Source organism: Paraburkholderia aromaticivorans (assembly GCF_002278075.1).
GTDB lineage: Bacteria > Pseudomonadota > Gammaproteobacteria > Burkholderiales > Burkholderiaceae > Paraburkholderia > Paraburkholderia aromaticivorans.
This window is the reverse complement of record NZ_CP022993.1, coordinates 106,465-127,520: the sequence shown is the minus strand read 5'-3', so window position 1 is coordinate 127,520 and position 21,056 is coordinate 106,465. Positions and strand designations below refer to the sequence as shown.

Sequence of the window (21,056 nt, the reverse complement as noted above, 5' to 3'; positions counted from 1 at the left end):
TCACGAAAAAAGGAAGCGTGAATGGACTCGCTTTGCCTACCGGCTATTGCCGGCCTGAATAACGCACATCTAGACGGAACGACTCGCTCCGGAAACGTACAAGCGATTCAGACGTCTCCGGCTTCGACAACTGAGCTCGCCAACGAAGGCTTTGAATCGTCAGCGTCTCATCTTTCAGCCTTACCTGGAAAAATTGCGAATGCGTTGGTCGTTGTGTACGAGGGTTTTACTGACATCGATCTCTCAGAAAATCATCGACGAGTTCTTGCGTGTTTGATTCGTTATGGAGTCAGTCAACACAATCCGACGTGCGATATATGGATCAAAAAGTCCACTGTTGCGCAGCGCCTAGGCGTCAACGAAGCGACTGTCTATCGCGCACTCGCGGTTCTGCAGAACGCCGGCTTGATCGAGCGGGACGACCAAGGGCGCATTGGACGCGCCCTGAAACTGGTCGCCTTCGTACGCTTGACCGCCGAAGCTGTACGTCGGCTCGGCTTGTTGCCGACTGAGCGTGGACGCGATATTGCACCGGTGCAAGACGTAAACAAGAACCCCAAGCAGTCTTCTTTGAAGAATCAGCCGGGCCGAGGCCCTGGCTCTTTTTGCAAAATAAGTGGCAGAACAGTCCCTGCCGATCTGGCGTGGCTGCATACCGACAACGAACTTAGCTTGTCGGGCCTCTTCTCGCTCATGAAAAAAGCGCGCCAAGCTGGTACCCGATTGTCAAACGTGGTCGCTCATGCGGCCAAGTCTCTCGGTGCCCTACGTGGCCGCGAGTTGTTCGCCTATCTTTCGTCGCTCATCTCGTTACCTCTTGATTTCGAAGCCATCGCGAAAGCGAGGCTGGCGGAAACGGCCAAAGCCGAGGCTAAGCGGCGTGAGGAGAGGGAGACCCAAGCCAGAAGAGCACTTATCGCGAATCTGAAGGGGCAGCGATACGTTGACCCAAGGGGCCGCTACTGGCAGGTGGACGACGGAGCCTTCCTCGTCGTTGGGGAGGGGCGGCACGGCAGCGTCCCGTTCAGCATGGCCGATGACGCGATGACAGCTATCGCCGCGGGGCTATGGCCTGTTGTCACCGGTGCGACGGCGTGCGTCCCGCCCGCTAGTCCTTCCCAAAAGCGACCCGACACGGTTGCGCTCGGTGCCCTTAGCGCTCTGCGAGACCAGCTTCGCAGGCGACTGCGTTCTTGACACGCATACCAGAACGATAAGCTCCGGACGTAAGATCCAAACGATCAAGTGAGGCACCTGAACATGCAGTACGACTTTAGCGCTCGTCAAATTCCGAACCAGCTCACCGCGGTGGCTGTACACAACCGGCTCCGTGCCGCCAAGGCTCCGGTGGTTGTGATTGGCCGATTCTATGCGGCAATGATCGAACGGGGCCTATGGCTCAACCAAAGGGCTATGGCAGCTGGCCTTGGCGTCTCGAAGTCTCATGCGTCAAGGATGGTGGCAGTCGGTCGATTGCCCGAAAGCCTGTTGGAGGCGATCGCCGACAAGCCGCTGTCGAGCGCTGAAGTCGCCACACTCCACGCTTTAATCAAGGAGGTCGGAGAGAAACTTATTTCGGAGCGCGCTTCAAGTCTTTCTCCTGGAAGCACGACGGCTGATATCTTCGCCTTTCTGACCACGGGACAGCATCTACCAAAGAAGGCGGTCCGAATCAGCATTGCGAAGGGCAGAAAATACCTGCGCATCGACACCCCGGACTTTGCCAGTGTGGCGTTACGCGCTCGAGAGATCGAGACCATTGTTAATGCAGTTCTGGCCGCGGATGACGCGGCGCTTTCCTTAGCGAAGCTGCTGATTGGGACTGGAAGATGACCTTATATACTGAAATGCCATCGTTCTAGCGACACGGCGCTTCGCGCCATCTTGCTTGCAATGGGGAGGGCTTGAAAGCTGAGATTGATGTCAGAAAACTGGCAGGAGGGGCAGTGCAGGCGAATGACTGAGGCGTTTCAATCCCTTTTCTGACAGTTTTCTAACAGCAGGCCGGTAGGTCGATTTCTGCGAGGAACGCTGATACCGGCGGTTAGGCCGCCGCACAGTTCATCCGGCGTCGACCGGCGCCATACGCAAACGCAAGCAACGTCGCGCGCCTCAAGCTGAAGCCCGCCGCAGGAATGCTTCAGCTTCCCGATACTGACGGCCGAGTTCCGCTGTCGCGTAGATCGACGTCGTATCGAGCGAGTCGTGGCCCGCAAAATTCCGCGCACTCTCGAGACTCATGCCGTTCGCGACCGCGTGTGAAACGAAAGTGTGCCGTAACCAATGCGGGCTGACTTCTGCGAATGCGCGGGCATGCGGCGAATTCTCGCGCAACGCTGCGGCGGTGGCGGTAGCAAAAAACCGCTTCACTGCCTTGTACAACTGGTCGTGATGGATGGGCCCAGCCTGACGGGCGAGCGCTGCCAGCGCCTTGTGAACATCGTCGCCGCGCGCGGCCGCTTCACGCCGCACCCGGCCAATGTCCTGTTTGTCGGGCAGCGCGGGGATAAGCGGAGTGCCGACCGGGCAGACGAGGGGATCGCGAGGGAATTCCCGCGTTTCCAGATAGTCGCCAAGCGCCTCCAGTACGGCAGGCACGAGCGGAATGAAGCGCTCCTTCGCGCCTTTCCCGACCACGCGCAGCAGATGGATGGAGCCAAGTTCAGCGCCGGCGTAACGGACGCTAATATCGTCCGTGAAGGCGCCACACACCTCGGCGCGGCGCAGGCCCGTGCTATATGTGAGCGCAAGCACGAAGCGCATGCGAGCGGCGGCGGCGGAGTCGGGCAGGGCGTCTAGCACGCGCATCGCGAAGGACCAAGCTTCGCGCGTCAGGCTGCGCTCGACCTGAACGCGGGGCTTGGCGGCAACCCGGCGCTCATTGCCAGCTTCGTCGGTTTCGCTGCCAAGGAAAACCTTGATCTTTGCAAACGCGTTGTGGTCAAGATACTGTGCGTTGACGAGGTCGCCGAAGAATTTTTTGAGTGCCGCGAGCGCGTCCTGGCGGCTCTTGACCGACAACGGGCCGCGGAAAGGGCGCCACTCGGGATCGCCCCGCGGCACGGCCCGGTTCATGACCCATTGCGCGGCCGGTTGGGGATCAACGAGGAAGCGGTTGATGTAGTCGCGCGCGTCATTGATGTCGAGACTCGACAGGGCTTTGCCTTTCGCAAAGATTGCCCAGAGAAGCAGCCGCTCGGCCTCGGCGCGGTACTTCTCACGCGTATTCGGATTCTCGTAGTCGGCCAGCCAGAAGGCTATAGCCTGCAGGTCATTCGCTGCGCCACTGTTGTTCTTGTTTGGATTGCGGTTGGCGCCGCGCGAGCCGTCGCGATCTGTCGGCGCCACGAAATACTCCAGCGGTACGATTGCAGTGACCGGTTCACGTCGCAACTGCGGCGCCGGCAGGCCGCGCTCAGACGGGTGCACCAGCGCCGCCTGCGCGATGCCGAGCCCGTCGACGTCGCGATAATTTTCGAGCCACGCTGCAATGCGGCGTGCGCCCGTTTCTCCAAGCCGCGGCACGTTCCGGTACCAGCGGTAGCCGACTGCGTTGATGGTCTGAACCAGTCTGCCGATCGTGGTGATGCCCACGTCCGACAGGCGCAGTGCAATCGCCGTGTCAAACCAACCGAGCACGTGGTGTTCCGGTTTGGGATCTTCGACCACGAGGCGCGCTAGCGCGTCGAGCGCTGCCATCTGCCGGATGCGAAGACGTGCATTGCGCTGCTGGCGGCGCAGCGCCGCGACATCGCTCGCGCCTGGACGCGCGTGGTGCGTGGTGAACAGCTCGAGCAGTTCCTTTTCGGTGTAGAAGCCGTCCGGATCGTGCTGGGCGGCGAAGTCGCCCAGGGACGGCGCGGGAGCAGCCGCCGTGTCGATCGTGGCCAGCGCCGCCGGGCGGATCGCGAGCAGTCGCGCGGTGGCAAAATCCTCACGTTTGCGGGCAGCGGCGACGAAAGCGGTCACCAGCCAGTTGCGCGTGGCCGCTGCCTTGCGGGCGTTGCGGCCGAACTCAAGATACTGGTCCGCCAGCTCGGCCAGATCGAGCCCCTCCAGATAGCCGCGGAAGAACGCCAGATGCTGCAGCCCGATATGGCGGCCTTCCGATTTCCCGTGCTGCGCCTGCCGGACCTTCGCGCCGGCGACCACTTTCCGAGGCCGGGCTGCGGGCCGGTCCGGCGTATCCGGCAATTCGCGAAACTCAACATCCTCGACGTCCCCGATCTCGCCTGTATGTTCCATCCGCGTGGCCTGTTCCTGATTACGGAAAATGTGTTGTTCACTACGCTGCGCGCCTGAGCGTCCGTCGGTTGAAGGGAAAGTTGCAGCACCTCCGGTCAGCCGGCAATGGGCGAGGGTTGGGTTGCTGTCTGTGTCGTAATTACTTTTGCTTCTGCGCGTGAAGAAGCGAAAGTCGGAAATGCCAAACGAAGGAAGAGAATGTCTGAAATGTCACATGCCCCGGCGCTCTCTACCTGACGCGTTCGTGAAACAGGGAAGTGGACGACTTCATCATCCTAAGAAGCAGTGACGGCAAGGCTTTGCGGCCAATTTCGCCGTCTTTCCGTTGGATTGTTTCACGGCTGGACGCGGTCGCCGGATAGTCCGGTCGCCAAAACGCGGATAATGTGCATATACACATTTATTGACGTCGAAAAACGTAGCGATTGATACGTATTCTGTAATGATTGAATTGACGTGCGAAACCGCAAACCCGTCGATGTCAGACGGGCGGATGTCCGGCTCGTTTTGTACTAAAACATGATGGTCGGCCAAACCGGAGCGTTGTCGATGATACCACCACGTTTCTTGCGGGCAGTCAACAACGCACGTCCGCACGGCGCGCACCGATATGATCTCTTCGGTCCGAAGCTCGGGCGCCGGCTAACCTTGTTTGGGCGGCTCGCCCTCGATCTGTGGGTTCGCCTCGAATCAGATCCGCACGTGATTACGTATTGCGAGCGGCCCGTTTGCATTCCTGATGCAAAGCCGCCCCGGGTTGTCGACTTCTGGGTCCGCACGCACAACGACGAGAAATTGTGCCTTTTGCTGAGAACGGCGGAAGCGACGTCAGCGGCGCAGGGCAGTCTCCTGTTCCCGGCTTTTCAGTCGTGGAGTCGGGCTTCTTCGTTGCAGTTGCAGATGATTCGTCCAACGGAGCTCGACGACCCTCAAGTGCTTCGCGAAAACCGGATCATGATGCTTCGTTACTTGGCAGCTAGTCACACGCTTCCAGTCGAGAAATTGGCACCCGGCGTAATCACCGCGTGCAGCGACGGCGCTACGCTGGCAGAACTCGAACGGCAATTCGCGACGGTCGATCCGATGCTCGTTCGCTCGGTCGTCTTCAGACTGGTACTGCGCGGCGACGTGCGATGCCCGGCGCTTCCATTTGAGCCGCTGGGGCCGAATACCTATCTGGAGTTGGTATGAAGCAGATCGCCTTCGGCGCATTGCGGTTCGATCGAAGCTCCATTCCGCGCGATCTGGCCGATATTGGTCAATGGCCGGCGGCAGACGACAGCGCGCTTTCTGATGAGGGGCGCGACCTGCTGAAGCGCCGGATTCGGGCGATGACGCTGTTTTTGGACGGCCACACACCTTTGCGCGAAATCAGCCGGGAAACGAAACTGGGTTTCACCGACCTTTATCGCGTCTTCGAGCGATGCATCACGCAGCACGACGATGGTCGAATCTTCGGCTGCCGCGCATTGATCCCTTATCAGCACACGCGGTCGTACGACCGACGCTCGCCGGTCAAGCCATCCCGCGAGGGCATTGCAAGCAATGCCAGCGGCGCCTTCAGCCAGTTGCTGCAGCGTTATCCAGACATCGCGCGCTGGATCGAACGCAAGGTCGCCGAACGGAGCAGGAAGCATGCAGAGCTCACCGAAGTGCATCGGCACCTGTGGCGACTGCATGGAGGCTTTCTTGCGCAATGCCGGCAGTCGGGCATTCAGGCACACGAATATCCTTTCAACCAGAAATATCTTGGCGAGCGATCGCTTGCCAGTCATGCTCGCGCGCTGTCGAACCGTAATTTCGACGCGGCGGCTCGGGCAGCAGGCGCCCAGCAGATCAGCCATCGCTGGAACGGCGATCCTGAAGCCGTTCGCAAACCCGCAACCCGTCCATTTGAGGAGGTCGAATTCGACGGTCACAAGATCGACGTGCGCCTGACGCTGCGCATCGACGATCCGTTCGGTTTCGAAACATTGCTCGTGCTGCACAGGATCTGGATCCTGCTGGTGCTCGATGTGGCAACCCGCGCAGTGATTGGCTATGCGCTCGCGCTGGGTCTACGCGCAAGAGAAAAACGATGGACATCAGGCGGAACCTTGAAAATACTGAAATCGGCAGTCTGCAGGGTGTCCATTAGATTGGGAGAAAAAGTGGACACAACGACCATCGCGTGTCCATCTTCCTCCGCAAGTTTGCTATATCGTATTTCGAGATCTAGCGCGACTGCAAGGGCAGGACACTACCGCCACGCAGCGCTGCCAGTTCTTTGCGCAGGCTAAATACCTGACGCAGCAGGGCGAGTTCACGAGCCAGCGACTCGTCAAGCTGTGCCTGCAGATCCTTCGCGTTGCCCTTCGCGCGGTTCAGACGTTCGGTCAGTTCGAGCTTTGGCCGCTCGCCTACGACGTTGACCGCATCGATTGCTTCGATCAGCTCGGCGAACTGAGGGCGCGACTTCTTGATGCTGCCTTTCTTGCGGCCCGCCTCGATTGCCACGGTATCGTTGTTGATACGCGCACCGTTGCGCTTCTTCAGCCGCTCAAGGGCGGCGTAATAGTCGGTCATGGCATCGCTCATGCGGCCTCCGGTTTCATCAGTTTCTCTTGCGCGTCAAGCAGTCGTTGCAGCGTCTGTGCCTCGATGCGGCTCTCGACGCTCGCCTCATCGACAGCGCGCAGCTTCTCGACAGTGGCCTGCTGCGCCTTGATCACGCGCTGAAGCTTCGACGGCACGACCACGAGGTTACGGCAGTTCGATTCAAGGCAATCCAGACGCATCCAGTCGAGCGGCGTCGACTTGCACGGCTCGACGCTGGCGCAGCCGCCCAGCACCGTCTCGCGGTACGCCAGTTCGCCCTTCCCGAACATCCTCACCGTTTGCTCGCGTGAGTAGACCGACACAGGCGACGCCTGCACGGCACGGCTCCGTGTCCATGCTGCGTGCCCGCCGAACAGCCGCTCGTCAGAGAACAGCACCTGCTCAGCGTACGCAAGGTACTCGGACAGGCCCTGCGCCTCGGCCCATTCCTTCGCGAAGTGAGCCTTGTCGGTGTCGATGAAGCCCTTCGCAAACGCCGAGCCACGAGCGTAGTACATGCTCATCTCCTGCGTGATGTGCTGCAACTGACGCTTGAGCGTCGGCAGCGTGACGAGGCCGCTGCGTTGCGCATACAGCGCGAGCGAGCGGCGAAGCTGATGACGCGTGAACGGCCATTGCTGCCCGACTGTGTAGTTCGGTTCGTCTTCCCATGCGCGGTGCATGTCGACACGCTTCAGTTCGGCGATGTCCTCGGCCGTAATCGTTGGGAAGACGCGCTCACGAAAAGCTTCGACCTCGTTATGTATGGTACTGGGCGCCCGGTTTGCCACGTACTTAAGATGCAGACCCATCCGACAGAACAGCAGGTGGGAACCGTCCGTCGATTCGGCGTAGCCTGGTGCGCTGTGCGCACGGTGCGCCTCGCCAGACAGCCGTTGCGCGAGCCTGACGGCGCGAGCACCGAGCGGGCTCGTCACCCAGCATGCGCGTTTGGGACGCCCGCCGGACAGCTTGGTCGTCACGCCCTCGATGGCATAGTGCGTCACACCATCCAGCCGGGTCTCGCTCAGACAGTGGTACGGCAGGTTCTGCGCTTCCATTGCGCGCATGCCCGTGAACGACAGGATGACAAGCTGACATAACGCGCTGATCTTCGCCACAAGCGACGAAACGACGTAAAGAGAGTCCTTGCACCCGAAGTGGACAGCAGCCGTCTTCAGTGCGGCACAGACGTCAGGGCTCTCGCCGGCGTATGCGCGCGCGAGATAGTCCGACAGCGCGTTCCCGACGCTCTCAGCGATCCCGAGGTCATGCTCGCAGGTCGCCAGAAAGTGCTGGTAGATCCGCGTCGGGATGACCGCGTATTGTGAGTTTCCGGCGCGTTGCGCGGAGCGTTCGAGCAGAGGCTTATGCAGTTGGGTCAACGGCACGCGCAGCCCTGTGGCCTCGGCGCCCAGCCGATGAAGCTTCGCCAGAATCGAATGAAGGCGTTGGGCCTTCATGTCCATCCCGGCTTGTGCCACATAGTCCAGAACAACGGGGATGTTGGATAGCCCCTCATAAAGAGTAAGCTGGCGTTCGGCAGCAAAGAAAATGAAGTCCTTCAGGTAAACTGAACAAGATTGAAGAGTACTGGACGCCGGTACCGTCTCGGTCGCTTCGTGCATCAGAAAGTACATGACCTGCTTCCACTGACGCGTAGTCGTATCTGAAAGGATGCGGCCTGCGTCGTTAGGCGGGTGACCCCTAAAGTGGATATTGGTGCGGCGCGATCCAATCGCATATGCACGGATGTCCCAGGCGTCGTCACCGAACAGCGAAGCAGGGTGTCCATCCGTGTCGCGCGTGACGACCGCATCGTCTTCGATGCGATACCAGTCGGGGCGTTCGGCGAGCGCCGCGATCAGCATATTGTTCATGCCACTCCCAATTCGTAAAGCTGATCGAGCTTGGTCGACCAGAAAGCGTCCAGATTTCCATCAATATCAACGTCGCGCTCGATCTGACCGACCAGCGCGGAATCGCGCTTGCGCAGTTCGACCAGCAGGAAGTCAACGCGCCGCAGCACCGCGCCGAACGAGCTCTCGTATTGCTCGAACGAGCCAGCACCCCCGCTCACGAGCCTGACGCAGTGACGGCAGCTCAGCAGCTTGCGGATGTCGGTGGCGTCAGCGTGCACGCGGTACTGGTCGCAGAAGAGGCAACCTTCGGTCGAGCGGCAGTCAGGCTGTACGGTGACCGAAGCCGCGATCGGCGCAGGCTTGTGGAACTCGATGCAGACGCCCACCGCGCTCTTGATGGTGCCCGCCGGGTCGTTGCCGGCCTTCAGCACGGTCTTCTCGACTGAAGCGAGGAATGCGCCCATCTCAGCCTTGTGCGCGGTGTCCGTGCCGTTCGAGTACGAGCGCAGCGCCGTGGCCAAAGAGTGGCCCATCAACTTGGCTGCGACGACGGGGCCGTGATTGCTTATTGCCCAATCCTGCTTTGCCGCACGCCACTGACGTGCGCTAATGCGCGGCAGCACAATCCCGAGCGTGCGGAGTCGACTGTAAAGCCGATCAAGGAATTGGGTTGAGAGACCCGCTAGCCGCCGCAGCTGCGCATGATGCCCGACTACGATGAACAACGCGTCCCAGTTTGCGTCCTGCACAAGATATTTGCGCAATGCCACATACGCCTTGAGCTTTGGCATGAAGGCCAGCGAGACGGTGAACGTAACTTCCATTCCACCTGCACGGTACTTAACCTCGCGAAACTTCTGACGTACAACAGACGCATCCTGCAGGCTCGCGGCGAGCTCCGGGCTCCACTTCATTGCCAGCAGCTGCGCGAGGCTGACGCCCGTTTCAGCCAGAAACAGCGTGGCGAAGCAAAAGGCCGCCATTGAAGCGTGCGAGCGGCGGATCGGTGACTGTGCGTCCTCGTTGGCCGCCGCAAGATGTTTAGCCGTTAACCGAACGATGGCCCACGAACGATGGCGAGGATTTTTAGCTCCAGCCTCGGCCATGCGCCTCTTGAGTTCTTCCAGGGTGCGCAGCTGTCCCGTCTCCAGATTCCAGCCAAGCAAGCCGTTCGAGTCGTCCCCTTCACTACGGCTATGTGTGTGCGGAACAAGGCAAAGATTCTCACCTCGCGCCGTGGTCACGCGCACCGGATATGGCTTGAATTCGAGCACCAGCGTGCTGATGCTGCTGAAGAGCGCGTCAGCCCACGCGAGCAAGGCGGCTTGTGCCTCGGCGTCGGGCACAACTGTCGGTGCATAAGCATACTGTTGCTGGCGCAGCACCCTCGCATCGGCGCAGAAGTCGTCGTTTCTGAAGAACTCACGTAGCATCGACAGCAGATTATGCTGAATGCGCGCGACGGTATTGTGGTTCAGGTTGCCCAGCGGGACCTGTTCACGCTTCTCACGAAAGTAACGATGAACCGCATCCGCCGTAGCCTTCTCATCACAGAGCACTTGATGCAAGCCCAGCCTGTCGGCCCAGTTGACGAAGTCAAGCACGCCGCGCAGAGCACCGTAGATAGTCTCAGGACGCTTGGCGCCAAGGGTCACACGCTCAGAAAGCTGCGTTACCAGCAGGCGTACAACCTTGGTGCGTTCGCTGCTGAAGCTTCTGGGGTCGAAAGTGTGCCGCGTTTGCCGCGTGTTCGACGTGTCACGCGTCAGGTAGCAGATCTGTCCGATATCGGAACGGTTGCGAATGCCTTCCCACTTGAGCAGCGCGCGCTCGGGGTGCAGCAGCGTCGTGCCCACCGCGATCGGCATGCGAACTTCCTCGTACTGGCGGCTCATACTGCCACCGCAGTGTCCAGGGCGCGCGTGACCAGCGTCGACAGGTGTGTGCCCCAGCTGTCCTGCACAGCGTCGAACAGCTTGCGGTTCTCGCGGTAGCTGAGATAGCCCTCGGTCGTGGACAGTCGTGTGTGCCACATCAGCTGCCGCAACTGATCGAGCGCCCGCGTGTACTTGGTCTCATTCGCGGTCATCGCGTCGACCATGTTCAGCCCGAAGGTTGCACGCAGGTCGTGAAAGCTAAACTCGTACCTGAGGTTGCCGAGCTGCGCGCGCATCATGGGCAATAGTTCGTCTTTGATGAACTGACGCACGGCCTGTCCAGTCTTGACGTGACGGCGCACCTGAGGGCCAGTGCTGACCGGGCCGCGCGATGCGCGATCCTCGTAGAGCGGCGCACCGCGATAGCTCAGAAAGAGCGGCTGGTCGGGGTGATCGCCGCCGTCTGCCAGTTGGCGACGCTTGCGCGCACGATCGCTGTGCACGTAGATGTACAGCCGCTCGTAGAAACCGCGCGGCAGGTGCAACACGCCCTTGACACCGCCCTTCGTGTCGATGCCCGTACCCGGCCCGCAGGCGAGACGGAAGTCATCGCCGTGAAACTCGCCCGGCTTGCACATTACGTGTTTCGCACGCAAGGTCAGTACCGTCTGGATGCGAGCTCCCGTCAACAGCGCGAACAGATGAACCAGCGTCATCTCGATGTTGCCGAGAGCGGCTAACGATTCAAGTAGCACCGACTGCTCGGAAGAGGAGAGCGGGCGCAGGCGACCGCCGTCCTGAATGCGATCGTCCCACGGGTCTTCCGCGCGGCGACAGCGGATCGACAGGTCAGTGGTCTTGACCTCGATCACGCCGCTGAATCCCTTCTGGTCCTTGAACCCAATGAAACGATCAGATTCGACCCACGGCGCGTTCGCGGGCCTGAAGCCTGCTTCGGTTATGAGCCAGCGATAGAAGCGCACTACAGCACCCATGCGACGCTTCGCGACTCCTGCAGACAGTTCGCCTGCCTGCACGGCCAGCTTGATCGATGCGCTATAGCGGTAGGTCGGCCGTTGTCGCTTGTTTGCGGGGAACGTTAGCCAGTCGATACCCTCGTCATCCAGGTAACGACGGAACCCCGCCAGATCGTCAGCGATGCTGGCGTACGTCAACATGTTGGGCGAGGACTTCGCCTCCAGCATATCGATGAGCCAGATGTTCGCTTCAGCCCACGGCGCGCCGTCAGCAAGTCGGACAACGGGGAAGAGAGGGAAGGTGCTTGAGATCCACTGCGAGCGTGCGTCGCGCTGCTTGCCGGTGGCGGGGTCTGCGAGCGGGACCGTGTGATAGATGGTGCCGCCCTCGGGTGTGGTGATGCTAACCGGCGTCACGCCGGGAGTGTCGCGGTCAACGACCTCGGTCAGCGGTAGTTGCCGGATGGTGGTTCTTCTTGCGATCATCGCCCAGATCCTCTGTTGTGTTTGTGGAGGTGTCCGCTTTAACACAGCCTGCGAGTATCAGGAGATCGTTCTTGGCTTGCGCATATCGGTCGCGAGTACAACAAGGACGACATTGCCGCGGCCTTGCAGGCGAGCCTTGATGCCACACACAGCCCGCGCTTCGAAGATTCCGGCGCTGGCGGTCAGACCCGGCGGAGGCTTCCCGTCCGAGGCGATTCCGGGTACCGCGTGGGCGTGCTGGGGCACATTCCGCTTTGACGCAGCGAAGGCACATTTCGCGAAGGCGACACTTGAGCGCCTGACCCATGTCATCGGCTGCACAGCTGACAACGGGCCACTGGACCAGAAGAACGAACGCGCGCTGATTGAGCGCTTCTTCGATCAGCTCGCGTCGCATTTCGCGCACAGATTGCCGGCGACCACGGGCAGCGATCCGCGCGCAGTCGAACGTGTGCTCAATGATGTCGGCGAGAACGCTTCGCTGATGATGACGCTCGACGAGCTCGAAGATGTGATCTACGTTGTTCTCGCCAACTACAATGGCGAGCCTCATGGGGGACTGGGCGGGCGTACGCCGCTCGAGGCAATGCATTTCCTGCTCGAAAAGCAGGACGGCCTGCTGCGTACGCTACCTGTAGCCCGGCGCAGCACGCTGTGCCTGCTTCAGGAGGCCCGCGTTGTCACCATTCGCGGCAACGTGAACCGCGGCGAGCGCCCGCATATCAATTTCGAACACGTGCGTTACGACAGCCGGGTGCTGTCGGGCATCGCAGGGCTGATCGGCAAGCAGCTTCGCATGTATTTCAACGTCAAGGACATCCGCCATCTGCACGCGTTCCATATGGACGGGTCAGAACTGGGGGTGTTGACTGCCGCCCGTCCCTAGTGCTTTACGCCACATTCGCTGCGCGTGCGACAGGAAATCTTCTCACTGATCCATCAGCGAAAGCTGTCGGTGCGCGAAGGCGGCGATCCCGTCGGCGCGTGGTTTGCCTACAAGAAAGAACAGGCGCGAAGCCATACACGTGACGCCAATGACCTGGCGCGCATGCTGACAGACCGGGCGAAGTCGCATCAGGTACCGCCGCCCGACGTCGCTCACGCGGCGCCAGTCGTGAAACGCGAAGTGCCAGCGGCAGAAACACCTGCCCGAAAGGCGCCGGACGCGCCGTGGCTCACGCAGATTTTTACGTTCGGGTGAACGATGCCTGATTCGCTGAAACGCCCCGTTGATCCATCGGCGCATCCGCTCGTGAACCAGGCGTACATGGTGCCCACCCCGGCAATCGCCGCGATGTACTCACGCGTGCGGCAGTGCATCCGGCGCGGCGTCGCTGGCGCCGTGATCTATGGACACACCCGCTGGGGCAAGACCTACGCTATCCGGTACTGTGTCCGGCTGCTGCATCTGGAGTTGCCTCGCGTGGCAGTCCTGACGATTGGCATGCCGCGCAATCCCTCGCGCTCGGAAGCACTGTTTTTCGGCATGCTGCTCGAGGCGGCACGACATGGGCGCCCGGATAGCGGTACGGCGTTGCAGCGCCGACTACGCCTCTACCATAAGCCGGCCGAACTGGTCGAACGCTCCGCCGGCAACAAAAACTGATCGTATTTGTCGACGAGGCGCAGCGACTCGAGCTCGAACACTACGAATGGCTGCGTGACGTTCAGGACGAACTAGAACGTCGGGGCGTGCGGATGTTCACATTCCTGGTCGGTCAACCTGGCATCCTGAACCGCAAGAGTTCGTTCCGTCAGAGCGTGGACACCTCGCAGATTGTGTCCCGTTTCATGGTCGATGAACTGCGCTTCGACGGCTTTCGTGCTGCCGACGATCTGAAGATGTCGCTCGCCGCTTACGACACGTCCACTTTTCCAGACGGCAGTGACTGGCCTTACACGCGCTATTTTCTGCAACGCGCATTCGACACCGGCTTCCGCCTTGAGAAGCAGCACCTCGCGTTGTGGGAAGCCTTCGACGCTGCGCACCGGCGCGCGCGGTTTGATTTCACGATGCAGGTGCCGATGGAGTATGTGGCGCGCACTGTCGAGATCGCGCTCGTCGACAGCATAAACCACGATGCATCGGATTTTGCGCTCAGCCCGGCATCGTGGGCGCAAGCGGTAGACGAATGCAACTACGTTGCGGCACTGGAAGATTTGCGCATCATATTCGTTGACGACGTAGCTGCTGGACCATGAAAAGTCGCTTCGAAATTCTGCTACCCGGTGCCAACACCTGGCAAGCCGGTGACTGGTGCTGGCGCGACGACTGGAATCTGCCCGGTCAGTCTGCGTTTATGCTGTTCGCCAGGTTCCAGCAATTGAACGCGTTGTCGTGTACAGCATTGGCGGAACTCTTCTTACGAAAGCCGGATCGCTGGCCAGTGAAACACGGCATCGACCTGCGCGACATGCGTCAGTTCGATCTCCTCCGGATGTCCGATCTGATGTGCATTCCACTTTGCGACGTCGCGGCTGCGTTTTTGCCGGTCGGCGACGTTGCGCGGAGTGCCGGACCGCGACAATTGATGTGGTGCGTGCAATGTGCGGCGCGCGGCATTCATCTCGCCGTCTTTCAGTCGACGGGTGCAAGACATGCCCGGTCCACGGCAGTCCACTCCGTGACCGTTGCACCCATTGTGGCGAGGCCTTAATGATCTACCGGCTGCAGGCGTGCAATTTCCGGCTGCCCCTATGTTGTCCGACGTGCGGTCAAAACCGGGTGCGATCGCCCGGCGCGGCAGGAGATCCCGCGACCCGGATATCGCCTGCGTACCGGTTCAAGGTCGCGCAGGGCCTTGCGCGGGACTGGTTCGGCCGCCGTTCATCAAATCTTCGGCGACTGCTGGCTAACATAGGCCAGTCGGACGATTGCGAGGCCTGGTTGGCCTCGGCGCCTGCAAGGGTCAGCGGAGCGGATGGGCTCAGCAGCTTCTGCGCGCGTGTCGTGCAGGAGAAGACTGAAGGGGTTTCGAACGTCCTGGTCCATCCGATGGCTTTTGCTCGCGATTCGTTAGAAACAGATGTTGACCATCGCCGTAAGTGCGTCGGAGATTCGCCCCGCTCGCTGGCGGTACGCACTTCCGATGACGTGCTGCCTGACGCCATCGCGTGTTATAAGTCGATTCGACGATATCTCATACGCCATGTCGTGCAAAGGCATCGCAGGTGTGTCTGTACCGCTGGCCGCTATCTCACATGGCGGCTCGATGCATGTACAAAGACACCGTTCTGTCCGGTTGCTCAAGCGGTACTGCGATGGCGGACAAAATGGGAAGGTGTCGGCGTACCGGCGCATCTTTTCGGCCGATGCGAGCATGGGTTGCTTCGTGTCCTTGTCTGGCTTTCGCTCTTCGCGCCAGTTGGCTTGCCCGGATGGACCTCGTCGGTCGAGCGCTGGACAATCCTGCGAGTTTTTGCGCTGGCTTGCCTCGACAGTTTTTCCTGATACCTTGTGGCGGCCAGCGGCGGAGGCGCGCGATCGGGACCTCTATGGATGCAGTTTCCAGCGATCGACTATCCGGAACGGGAGTGGGTCGTGCTTGGCGCGGCTCCTGACCGGAAGCAGTACAGGATGGCGATCGCTCCCGCGCGACCACAACCGCTCGTATCCTTAGAAGAACGACGGGCGGGAGCGGAGCACTACAGACATCACATCGCAAACCTCCATAAAGCTCAAGTACCGAAAAACTGGCCGGCGCCTGTCGCGAAACGCGACGCGCGACGGGACATTTCCGTGCAACCTGATAAGTTGCCACTGACGAAGGATCGGCGCCGCGTCGGTGTTACTGCAATGGTCCTGGCGGTGTTGGCGCCTTCCGATGCAGAGTGAGAAATTGAATGCGAACCCGACCGTTGTGGGCATCGAAGCTGCGTCTAACAGTGTCTTGCTGCGTGGAGCGCGCGGTAACGTTACGAAGCAAGCCGCAGGAACGGGCGGTGTGAAGACACACCGCCCCGCATGGACGCACCTAGTTCGTAACAAAGTCAACGCCGAGATCGGCCAGTGGATGCTCATCGATTCGCCATGGCGATGTCAGAAAGTGCTTGACCCGCTCCGGGCGTACTTCGTGTAGCGCCGCCGGTGCCCATCGCGGGCGATTATCCTTGTGTGCCAGCAGCGCACGAACTCCGTCGCGGAAATCGCCGTCCTCAATCGCCCGGTGACCAATGCACAGCTCCATGCTGAAGCATTCCGCAATCGACCGTCTTAACGAGCAACCTCTTACGCGGTGCACCGCGTAAGGCAGAGATTTTTTTGGTTGGCGGTCGCGGCAACCAGCGCATCGCCATGTCGTCGGACCTGATCCGCGACCGGTAATCAAAAAAATGTTTGTGCTAAACCGCTCCACAGGCGGTGGCCGCTATGGGCATTGAATGACCGCCGCGGTAATTTGTGAAGTCTTGCAGGGGCGATCACACACGGACTTCCGGCGAGAGTGGGAAACATCACGTGTAAAGGAAGCGCGAATGTGCGCGTGAACCGGCAAATCACCCGCCATTTTGGAGTACGCTGGTGCGCCAGCAGATCGAAGGCACGAGTGCAGCCGCGTTGGCCTCGTCAGGAAAGGCGAACGTGTACGGAAACAGGTGCGATGGCAACTAGCGCGCATGGGTGGGACCTGGCGGGGCTCGTGGAAGGCTGCCGGGCATGTCTTCGATGCGGAGCATGTGTCCCTTGCCACATACGGGGCAGTCGCGCAGTGACTTGCCGGTGAGTCGCTGGTAGCGGTCACGGTAGTCTTCCCCGGGCTCGACTGCGGCAACGGCGGGAGCCTCGACGCCGAGCAGCCGCCTGCAGGTGGCGAGCTTGTCGGCACGGTGGCAGTTGGCGAGCCACCCGTAGCTGCGAATGCGCTTGAAGCCCTCAGGTAGCACATGCAGCAGGAAGCGACGGATGAACTCGTCGGCGGTAAGCGTCATGGTTCTTTGTCTGGACTCGTGCCGATAGTCCTTCCAGCGGAACTGCACGGTGTGCCCGTCGAAGGCGAGCAGCCGGTTGTTGGAGATGGCGACGCGGTGGGTGTAGCGGCCCAGGTAATCGAGCACGTGTTCGGCACCGCCAAAGGGTGGCTTGGCGTAGACCACCCACTCCGCCCGTGCCGCGGGTGCAAGCCAGGCTGCGAATTCGACGGGATCGCTCAGGGACTCGAACTGACCGTGCAGGCGCAGCCCGCCGGCGTCGTAAGCGCGACGCAGCTGTTCGAGAAACAGGCGGCGAAAGAGCCGTGACAGGACCCGCACGGGCAGGAAGAAGCCCGGACGGCAGGCGATCCAGCGCTCGCCGTCCGGGGAGATGCCGCCGCCCGGCACAACGCAATGCACATGAGGGTGATGCTGCAGATTCTGTCCCCACGTATGCAGGATCGTGAGGAAGCCGATCTCGGCGCCCAGGTGCTTCGGATCGGCGGCGATCGTGCGCAACGTTTCGGCGCTGGCGCGAAACAGCAGATCGTAGAGCGTCCTCTTGTTCTGGAACGCGAGAGCGGCGATGGATTCGGGAAGCGTGAAGACGACATGGAAATACTCGGTCGAGGGGAGGAGTTCCGCATGCCGGCGTTCGAGCCATTGCGCGCGGGCGAGTGACTGGCACTTCGGACAGTGCCGGTTACGACACGAGTCGTAACTGATGCGCTGATAGCCGCATGCATCGCACTGCTCGAGATGGGCACCAAGCGCTGCGGTACGACACAGCTCGATGGCACTCATCACGCGTCGCTGCACACGACTGAGCCCCCCGGCATGGGATAGCCGGAAACTGGGCCCACACTGGCGGAAAATGTCCGCCACTTCGAGCGCCGGTCGCATGACTGCGCTCAGAAGTACTGGGGCGCAGGTGGCGGGAATGGAATGGGTGCAGGGTGCGGCAGCAGGTCGAAGGGACTGGTGGTGGCGCACACGGTGCTGGTGGCGACCCTCAAGTACCGGGACGTTGTCGATAGGGACCTGTGGCCCATCAGCAGCTGGATCCGGCGCACGTCAGTACCGGCTTCCAGCAGATGCGTGGCGAACGCGTGTCGCAAAGAATGGGGTGTCACGGGTTTGGTGATGCCGCTGCGCTTGCGTGCAAGCTCGCATGCGTCGCCCACGGCATGGCGGGTGATGGGCCGCCCCGCAATGCTGCCTGGAAAGAGCCATTCCTTCGGATGGGCGTCCTGCCAGTACAGTCTCAGGATCTCGAGCAGCCTGGGCGAGAGCATTACATAGCGATCCTTACGGTTCTTCCCCTGGTTCACACGGATCACCATGCGCTTGCTGTCGATATCAGTGACCTTCAGATGCACGACTTCGGAGACACGCAGTCCGGCGGCGTACGCGGTCATCAGGATGGTGCGGTGCTTGAGACTGGCGACCGACTCGAAGAAGGTGGTGATCTCCTCCAGGCTGAGGACGACTGGCAGTCGGAACGGCTTCTTCGGTAACGGAAAGTCCTCGTCGCTCCAGGGTCGCTTGAGCGTCACACGGTAGAGAAACCGGAGTGCGCCGATCGTTGCGCCGAGACTGGCGGGTGCCAGCTTGCGTTCTTCGCGGAGGTAGATGAGCCAGGCCCGAATCTCCTCGGGACCCAGCAGTTCGGGCGAACGGCGAAAGTGGCGGGCGAAACTGGCTACCTGAATCAGATAGGACTTCTGGGTATTCTCTGCAAGGTTGCGGATCTGCATGTCATGCAGCATGCGTTGGCGCAGTGGCGTCATGGCGAGCCTCCTGGAAGCAGTGGATGGAATGCCCAACCGGGCGTTCACATACTGCTCCCGGCGATACCACTCACCACCTCGCCGGGGTTCAGCGCCAGACAACCCTCTTCATGAAACGTCAGCCACGGACCTGTGCCTACCTCCCACTACCGCGTCAGCGGTTTAGTGTACGCCCATGATGGCGTGCCATTTGCAGGGTGAAAGTCCCTGCCGGAGTTGGCCACAGCTCCGTAGCTGAAGGTAACTGCGTCGTCGTGAGGCGGGGTGGGGAGTAACCGGAAGCGAACTGTCGGTCCGTAGGTTAACGAACCTGTTTCGGCGGGGTATGGCGGCGAGCCTGCACTAAAGTGGCGAAGCCTGGAAGTAACACAGCACGCTGTCGTGGCGGACAAAGCGGTGCGGTGGCGTACCACGTGTTTGAGGACGGAACGATGGGAAGGTGGCACGAAGCAAGTGGGGAGACCTGCCGGCGAGGTGAACGCTGGCAGGAGTCAGAGTCCCGATAGTACTGCACACGGAAGAGTCGAGCCGTGGAGACCTGCGTCAGAGCAAAAGGCGCACTAGGGAAGCGGGGCAGGAAAGTTGATAGCAAAAGACCGGAAGGAAGCAAAGATGAAGATCGAAGCATCGCCAGTGTCGGAAACGACTAGACGAGATGCAGACGCGCTGGGAAGCTGCGTGCAGCGGAAATTCGCGTCAGCTTCAATCTGGACGGACGCTATGTTGGCTGCTCTACGAAATGGAGTTAAAGGAGGTAAGTGGCACAGTTTGATTGACAAGGTGTTTCGCCTGGACACGCTCGCGCTGGGGTGGACTCAGGTCGAGAAGAACGCCGGGGCGGCGGGAGTGGACCGCATGAGCGTGAAGCGATTCGCGCAAGCGCGGGACCGCTACCTTGCCGAACTGGCGCAAGCATTGCAGGATGGTAGCTATCGCCCGCAGCCGGTGCGGCGTGTCTACATACCGAAAGGTAAAGGACGTCGTCCGCTCGGTATACCCGCTGTAAAGGATCGCGTCGTTCAGGCGGCCCTGAAGCTGGTAATCGAGCCGATCTTTGAGCATGAGTTCGAGCCGAGAAGCTACGGCTTTCGCCCGGGCTTGGGTTGCAAGGATGCGCTGCGCGAAGTGGACCGGCATGTGAAAGCGGGCTACTGCTGGGTGGTCGATGCCGACCTGCAAAGCTATTTTGACTCGATTCCACACTCACCTCTTCTTGCGAGAGTGGCAGGGCGAATCTCGGACGGCCGGGTTCTGGAACTCATCCAGTACTTTCTCAAGCAAGACATCATGGAAGACATGACGCGTTGGACGCCGACTTCCGGCAGTCCTCAAGGGGCGGTTGTCAGCCCCTTGTTGGCAAATCTGTACCTGCACGAGCTTGACGTGGAAATGCGACAGGTAGGGCTGGTCATGGTGCGCTACGCGGATGACGCCGTGGTGTTATGCCGTACACGTGAGGAAGCGGAAGCTGCGCTCACTCGCATGCGGGCTTGGGTGGATGCGAACGGCTTGACACTGCACCCTGACAAAACCCACGTTGGGGATTGCCGGCTGGAGGGTCATGGGTTCGAGTTTCTGGGTTACCGGTTCGAGGCGGGTCAACGTTGGGTGCGCAAGAAGAGCCTCATGGGGCTACGGGATAAAATCCGGGCCCTGACCAAGCGTAACAGGGGTGACTCGATCGAGGACATCATTACGTCGCTCAATCCACTCCTGCGTGGTTGGTTCGGCTATTTCCAGCAGGCCCACCGATACACCTTCTCGTCCGTCGACGGCTTTGTTCGTCGCCGCCTTCGAGCGATCCTGCGTCGACAGCTTCATCGTCCGGGTCAGGGTCGATGCCTTCGCGATCACACGCGATGGCCAAATGCCTTTTTCGCTAATCTTGGGCTGTTCACGATGTCCGCAGCCCTTGAATCAGCGCGCCAATCCCGATGTGGAAACAACTGACTGGAGAGCCCGTCGCGGGAAAACCGCACACCGGGTTCGGAGGGAGGGGACGGCGACCGCCGTTTCCTACCCCTATGTACGCCCATGATGGCGTGCCATTTGCAGGGTGAAAGTCCCTGCCGGAGTTGGCCACAGCTCCGTAGCTGAAGGTAACTGCGTCGTCGTGAGGCGGGGTGGGGAGTAACCGGAAGCGAACTGTCGGTCCGTAGGTTAACGAACCTGTTTCGGCGGGGTATGGCGGCGAGCCTGCACTAAAGTGGCGAAGCCTGGAAGTAACACAGCACGCTGTCGTGGCGGACAAAGCGGTGCGGTGGCGTACCACGTGTTTGAGGACGGAACGATGGGAAGGTGGCACGAAGCAAGTGGGGAGACCTGCCGGCGAGG

Annotated in this window: 16 protein-coding genes and 1 pseudogene; 9 read left to right on the top strand and 8 right to left on the bottom strand. The window is 60.7% G+C overall.

The window, feature by feature from the left end; genetic code table 11:
- Nucleotides 1-21: 21 nt before the first annotated feature.
- Nucleotides 22-1,197 (top strand): helix-turn-helix transcriptional regulator, encoded by a 1,176-nt coding sequence (locus CJU94_RS41220; RefSeq protein ID WP_157763915.1) that lies wholly within the window; start codon nt 22-24, stop codon nt 1,195-1,197.
- A 63-nt stretch (nt 1,198-1,260) separates the two neighbouring features.
- Nucleotides 1,261-1,833 (top strand): hypothetical protein, encoded by a 573-nt coding sequence (locus CJU94_RS39355; RefSeq protein ID WP_095423886.1) that lies wholly within the window; start codon nt 1,261-1,263, stop codon nt 1,831-1,833.
- A gap of 279 nt (nt 1,834-2,112) precedes the next feature.
- Here CJU94_RS39355 and CJU94_RS39350 read toward each other — a convergent pair whose 3' ends face one another.
- Nucleotides 2,113-4,245 (bottom strand): phage integrase family protein, encoded by a 2,133-nt coding sequence (locus tag CJU94_RS39350; RefSeq protein WP_244221219.1) that lies wholly within the window; start codon nt 4,243-4,245, stop codon nt 2,113-2,115.
- A 519-nt stretch (nt 4,246-4,764) separates the two neighbouring features.
- On the opposite strand from CJU94_RS39350, the gene CJU94_RS39345 reads away from it, so the two are divergent.
- Both CJU94_RS39345 and CJU94_RS39340 read left to right on the top strand, forming a co-directional pair.
- A complete protein-coding gene (locus CJU94_RS39345) occupies nt 4,765-5,436 on the top strand; it encodes a hypothetical protein (RefSeq protein WP_244221218.1) in 672 nt (223 codons plus the stop codon).
- Nucleotides 5,433-6,524, top strand: a complete 1,092-nt coding sequence (locus CJU94_RS39340; protein WP_208645447.1) for a hypothetical protein — start codon at nt 5,433-5,435, stop codon at nt 6,522-6,524. The genes CJU94_RS39345 and CJU94_RS39340 overlap by 4 nt, the downstream gene beginning before the upstream one ends.
- Here CJU94_RS39340 and CJU94_RS39335 read toward each other — a convergent pair.
- The 4 genes from CJU94_RS39335 to CJU94_RS39320 are packed head-to-tail and all read right to left on the bottom strand — an operon-like array spanning nt 6,460 to nt 12,024.
- Complete coding sequence (locus CJU94_RS39335; protein ID WP_095423884.1) at nt 6,460-6,822, bottom strand: hypothetical protein; 363 nt, start codon at nt 6,820-6,822, stop codon at nt 6,460-6,462. The two genes, CJU94_RS39340 and CJU94_RS39335, sit on opposite strands and share 65 nt — an antisense overlap.
- On the bottom strand, nt 6,819-8,693 hold the full coding sequence (locus CJU94_RS39330) for an integrase (RefSeq protein ID WP_244221217.1): 1,875 nt from the start codon (nt 8,691-8,693) through the stop codon (nt 6,819-6,821). The genes CJU94_RS39335 and CJU94_RS39330 overlap by 4 nt, the downstream gene beginning before the upstream one ends.
- 5 nt (nt 8,694-8,698) lie before the next feature.
- Complete coding sequence (locus CJU94_RS39325) at nt 8,699-10,552, bottom strand: integrase (RefSeq protein ID WP_244221216.1); 1,854 nt, start codon at nt 10,550-10,552, stop codon at nt 8,699-8,701.
- A gap of 23 nt (nt 10,553-10,575) precedes the next feature.
- Nucleotides 10,576-12,024 (bottom strand): site-specific integrase, encoded by a 1,449-nt coding sequence (locus CJU94_RS39320; RefSeq protein WP_095423881.1) that lies wholly within the window; start codon nt 12,022-12,024, stop codon nt 10,576-10,578.
- Here CJU94_RS39320 and CJU94_RS39315 point away from each other — a divergent pair.
- The 4 genes from CJU94_RS39315 to CJU94_RS41215 all read left to right on the top strand — a co-directional run bounded on the left by CJU94_RS39315 (nt 12,002) and on the right by CJU94_RS41215 (nt 14,681).
- On the top strand, nt 12,002-12,910 hold the full coding sequence (locus CJU94_RS39315; RefSeq protein WP_244221215.1) for an integrase core domain-containing protein: 909 nt from the start codon (nt 12,002-12,004) through the stop codon (nt 12,908-12,910). The genes CJU94_RS39320 and CJU94_RS39315 overlap by 23 nt on opposite strands.
- A 318-nt stretch (nt 12,911-13,228) precedes the next feature.
- Nucleotides 13,229-13,630: a TniB family NTP-binding protein gene (locus tag CJU94_RS42145; RefSeq protein ID WP_244221214.1), complete on the top strand. Its 402-nt coding sequence runs from the start codon at nt 13,229-13,231 to the stop codon at nt 13,628-13,630.
- A 92-nt stretch (nt 13,631-13,722) separates the two neighbouring features.
- Nucleotides 13,723-14,226: a hypothetical protein gene (locus tag CJU94_RS42140; RefSeq protein WP_244221213.1), complete on the top strand. Its 504-nt coding sequence runs from the start codon at nt 13,723-13,725 to the stop codon at nt 14,224-14,226.
- A complete protein-coding gene (locus tag CJU94_RS41215) occupies nt 14,223-14,681 on the top strand; it encodes a hypothetical protein (protein WP_157763914.1) in 459 nt (152 codons plus the stop codon). The genes CJU94_RS42140 and CJU94_RS41215 overlap by 4 nt, the downstream gene beginning before the upstream one ends.
- Before the next feature lie 1,317 nt (nt 14,682-15,998).
- Here the strand turns inward: CJU94_RS41215 and CJU94_RS42135 are convergent.
- The 3 genes and pseudogenes from CJU94_RS42135 to CJU94_RS39290 all read right to left on the bottom strand — a co-directional run.
- Nucleotides 15,999-16,232 (bottom strand): annotated as a pseudogene (locus tag CJU94_RS42135) (enoyl-CoA hydratase/isomerase family protein); the annotation flags it as partial.
- A gap of 397 nt (nt 16,233-16,629) precedes the next feature.
- Nucleotides 16,630-17,835, bottom strand: a complete 1,206-nt coding sequence (locus tag CJU94_RS39295) for an IS91 family transposase (RefSeq protein WP_095423831.1) — start codon at nt 17,833-17,835, stop codon at nt 16,630-16,632.
- A gap of 8 nt (nt 17,836-17,843) precedes the next feature.
- On the bottom strand, nt 17,844-18,722 hold the full coding sequence (locus CJU94_RS39290) for a tyrosine-type recombinase/integrase (protein ID WP_095423827.1): 879 nt from the start codon (nt 18,720-18,722) through the stop codon (nt 17,844-17,846).
- 612 nt (nt 18,723-19,334) lie between these two features.
- Between CJU94_RS39290 and ltrA the strand changes: the two genes are divergently transcribed.
- Nucleotides 19,335-20,672, top strand: a complete 1,338-nt coding sequence (ltrA, locus tag CJU94_RS39285; RefSeq protein WP_095423828.1) for a group II intron reverse transcriptase/maturase — start codon at nt 19,335-19,337, stop codon at nt 20,670-20,672.
- The last annotated feature ends 384 nt before the right edge of the window (nt 20,673-21,056 follow it).

Coding starts and splice junctions, on each gene's coding strand:
- CJU94_RS41220 (WP_157763915.1), top strand. CDS start 22: ATGGACTCGCTTTGCCTACCGGCTATTGCCGGCCTGAATAACGCACAT.
- CJU94_RS39355 (WP_095423886.1), top strand. CDS start 1,261: ATGCAGTACGACTTTAGCGCTCGTCAAATTCCGAACCAGCTCACCGCG.
- CJU94_RS39350 (WP_244221219.1), bottom strand. CDS start 4,245: ATGGAACATACAGGCGAGATCGGGGACGTCGAGGATGTTGAGTTTCGC.
- CJU94_RS39345 (WP_244221218.1), top strand. CDS start 4,765: ATGATGGTCGGCCAAACCGGAGCGTTGTCGATGATACCACCACGTTTC.
- CJU94_RS39340 (WP_208645447.1), top strand. CDS start 5,433: ATGAAGCAGATCGCCTTCGGCGCATTGCGGTTCGATCGAAGCTCCATT.
- CJU94_RS39335 (WP_095423884.1), bottom strand. CDS start 6,822: ATGAGCGATGCCATGACCGACTATTACGCCGCCCTTGAGCGGCTGAAG.
- CJU94_RS39330 (WP_244221217.1), bottom strand. CDS start 8,693: ATGCTGATCGCGGCGCTCGCCGAACGCCCCGACTGGTATCGCATCGAA.
- CJU94_RS39325 (WP_244221216.1), bottom strand. CDS start 10,552: ATGCCGATCGCGGTGGGCACGACGCTGCTGCACCCCGAGCGCGCGCTG.
- CJU94_RS39315 (WP_244221215.1), top strand. CDS start 12,002: ATGGTGGTTCTTCTTGCGATCATCGCCCAGATCCTCTGTTGTGTTTGT.
- CJU94_RS39320 (WP_095423881.1), bottom strand. CDS start 12,024: ATGATCGCAAGAAGAACCACCATCCGGCAACTACCGCTGACCGAGGTC.
- CJU94_RS42145 (WP_244221214.1), top strand. CDS start 13,229: ATGCCTGATTCGCTGAAACGCCCCGTTGATCCATCGGCGCATCCGCTC.
- CJU94_RS42140 (WP_244221213.1), top strand. CDS start 13,723: ATGTTCACATTCCTGGTCGGTCAACCTGGCATCCTGAACCGCAAGAGT.
- CJU94_RS41215 (WP_157763914.1), top strand. CDS start 14,223: ATGAAAAGTCGCTTCGAAATTCTGCTACCCGGTGCCAACACCTGGCAA.
- CJU94_RS39295 (WP_095423831.1), bottom strand. CDS start 17,835: ATGCGACCGGCGCTCGAAGTGGCGGACATTTTCCGCCAGTGTGGGCCC.
- CJU94_RS39290 (WP_095423827.1), bottom strand. CDS start 18,722: ATGACGCCACTGCGCCAACGCATGCTGCATGACATGCAGATCCGCAAC.
- ltrA (WP_095423828.1), top strand. CDS start 19,335: ATGAAGATCGAAGCATCGCCAGTGTCGGAAACGACTAGACGAGATGCA.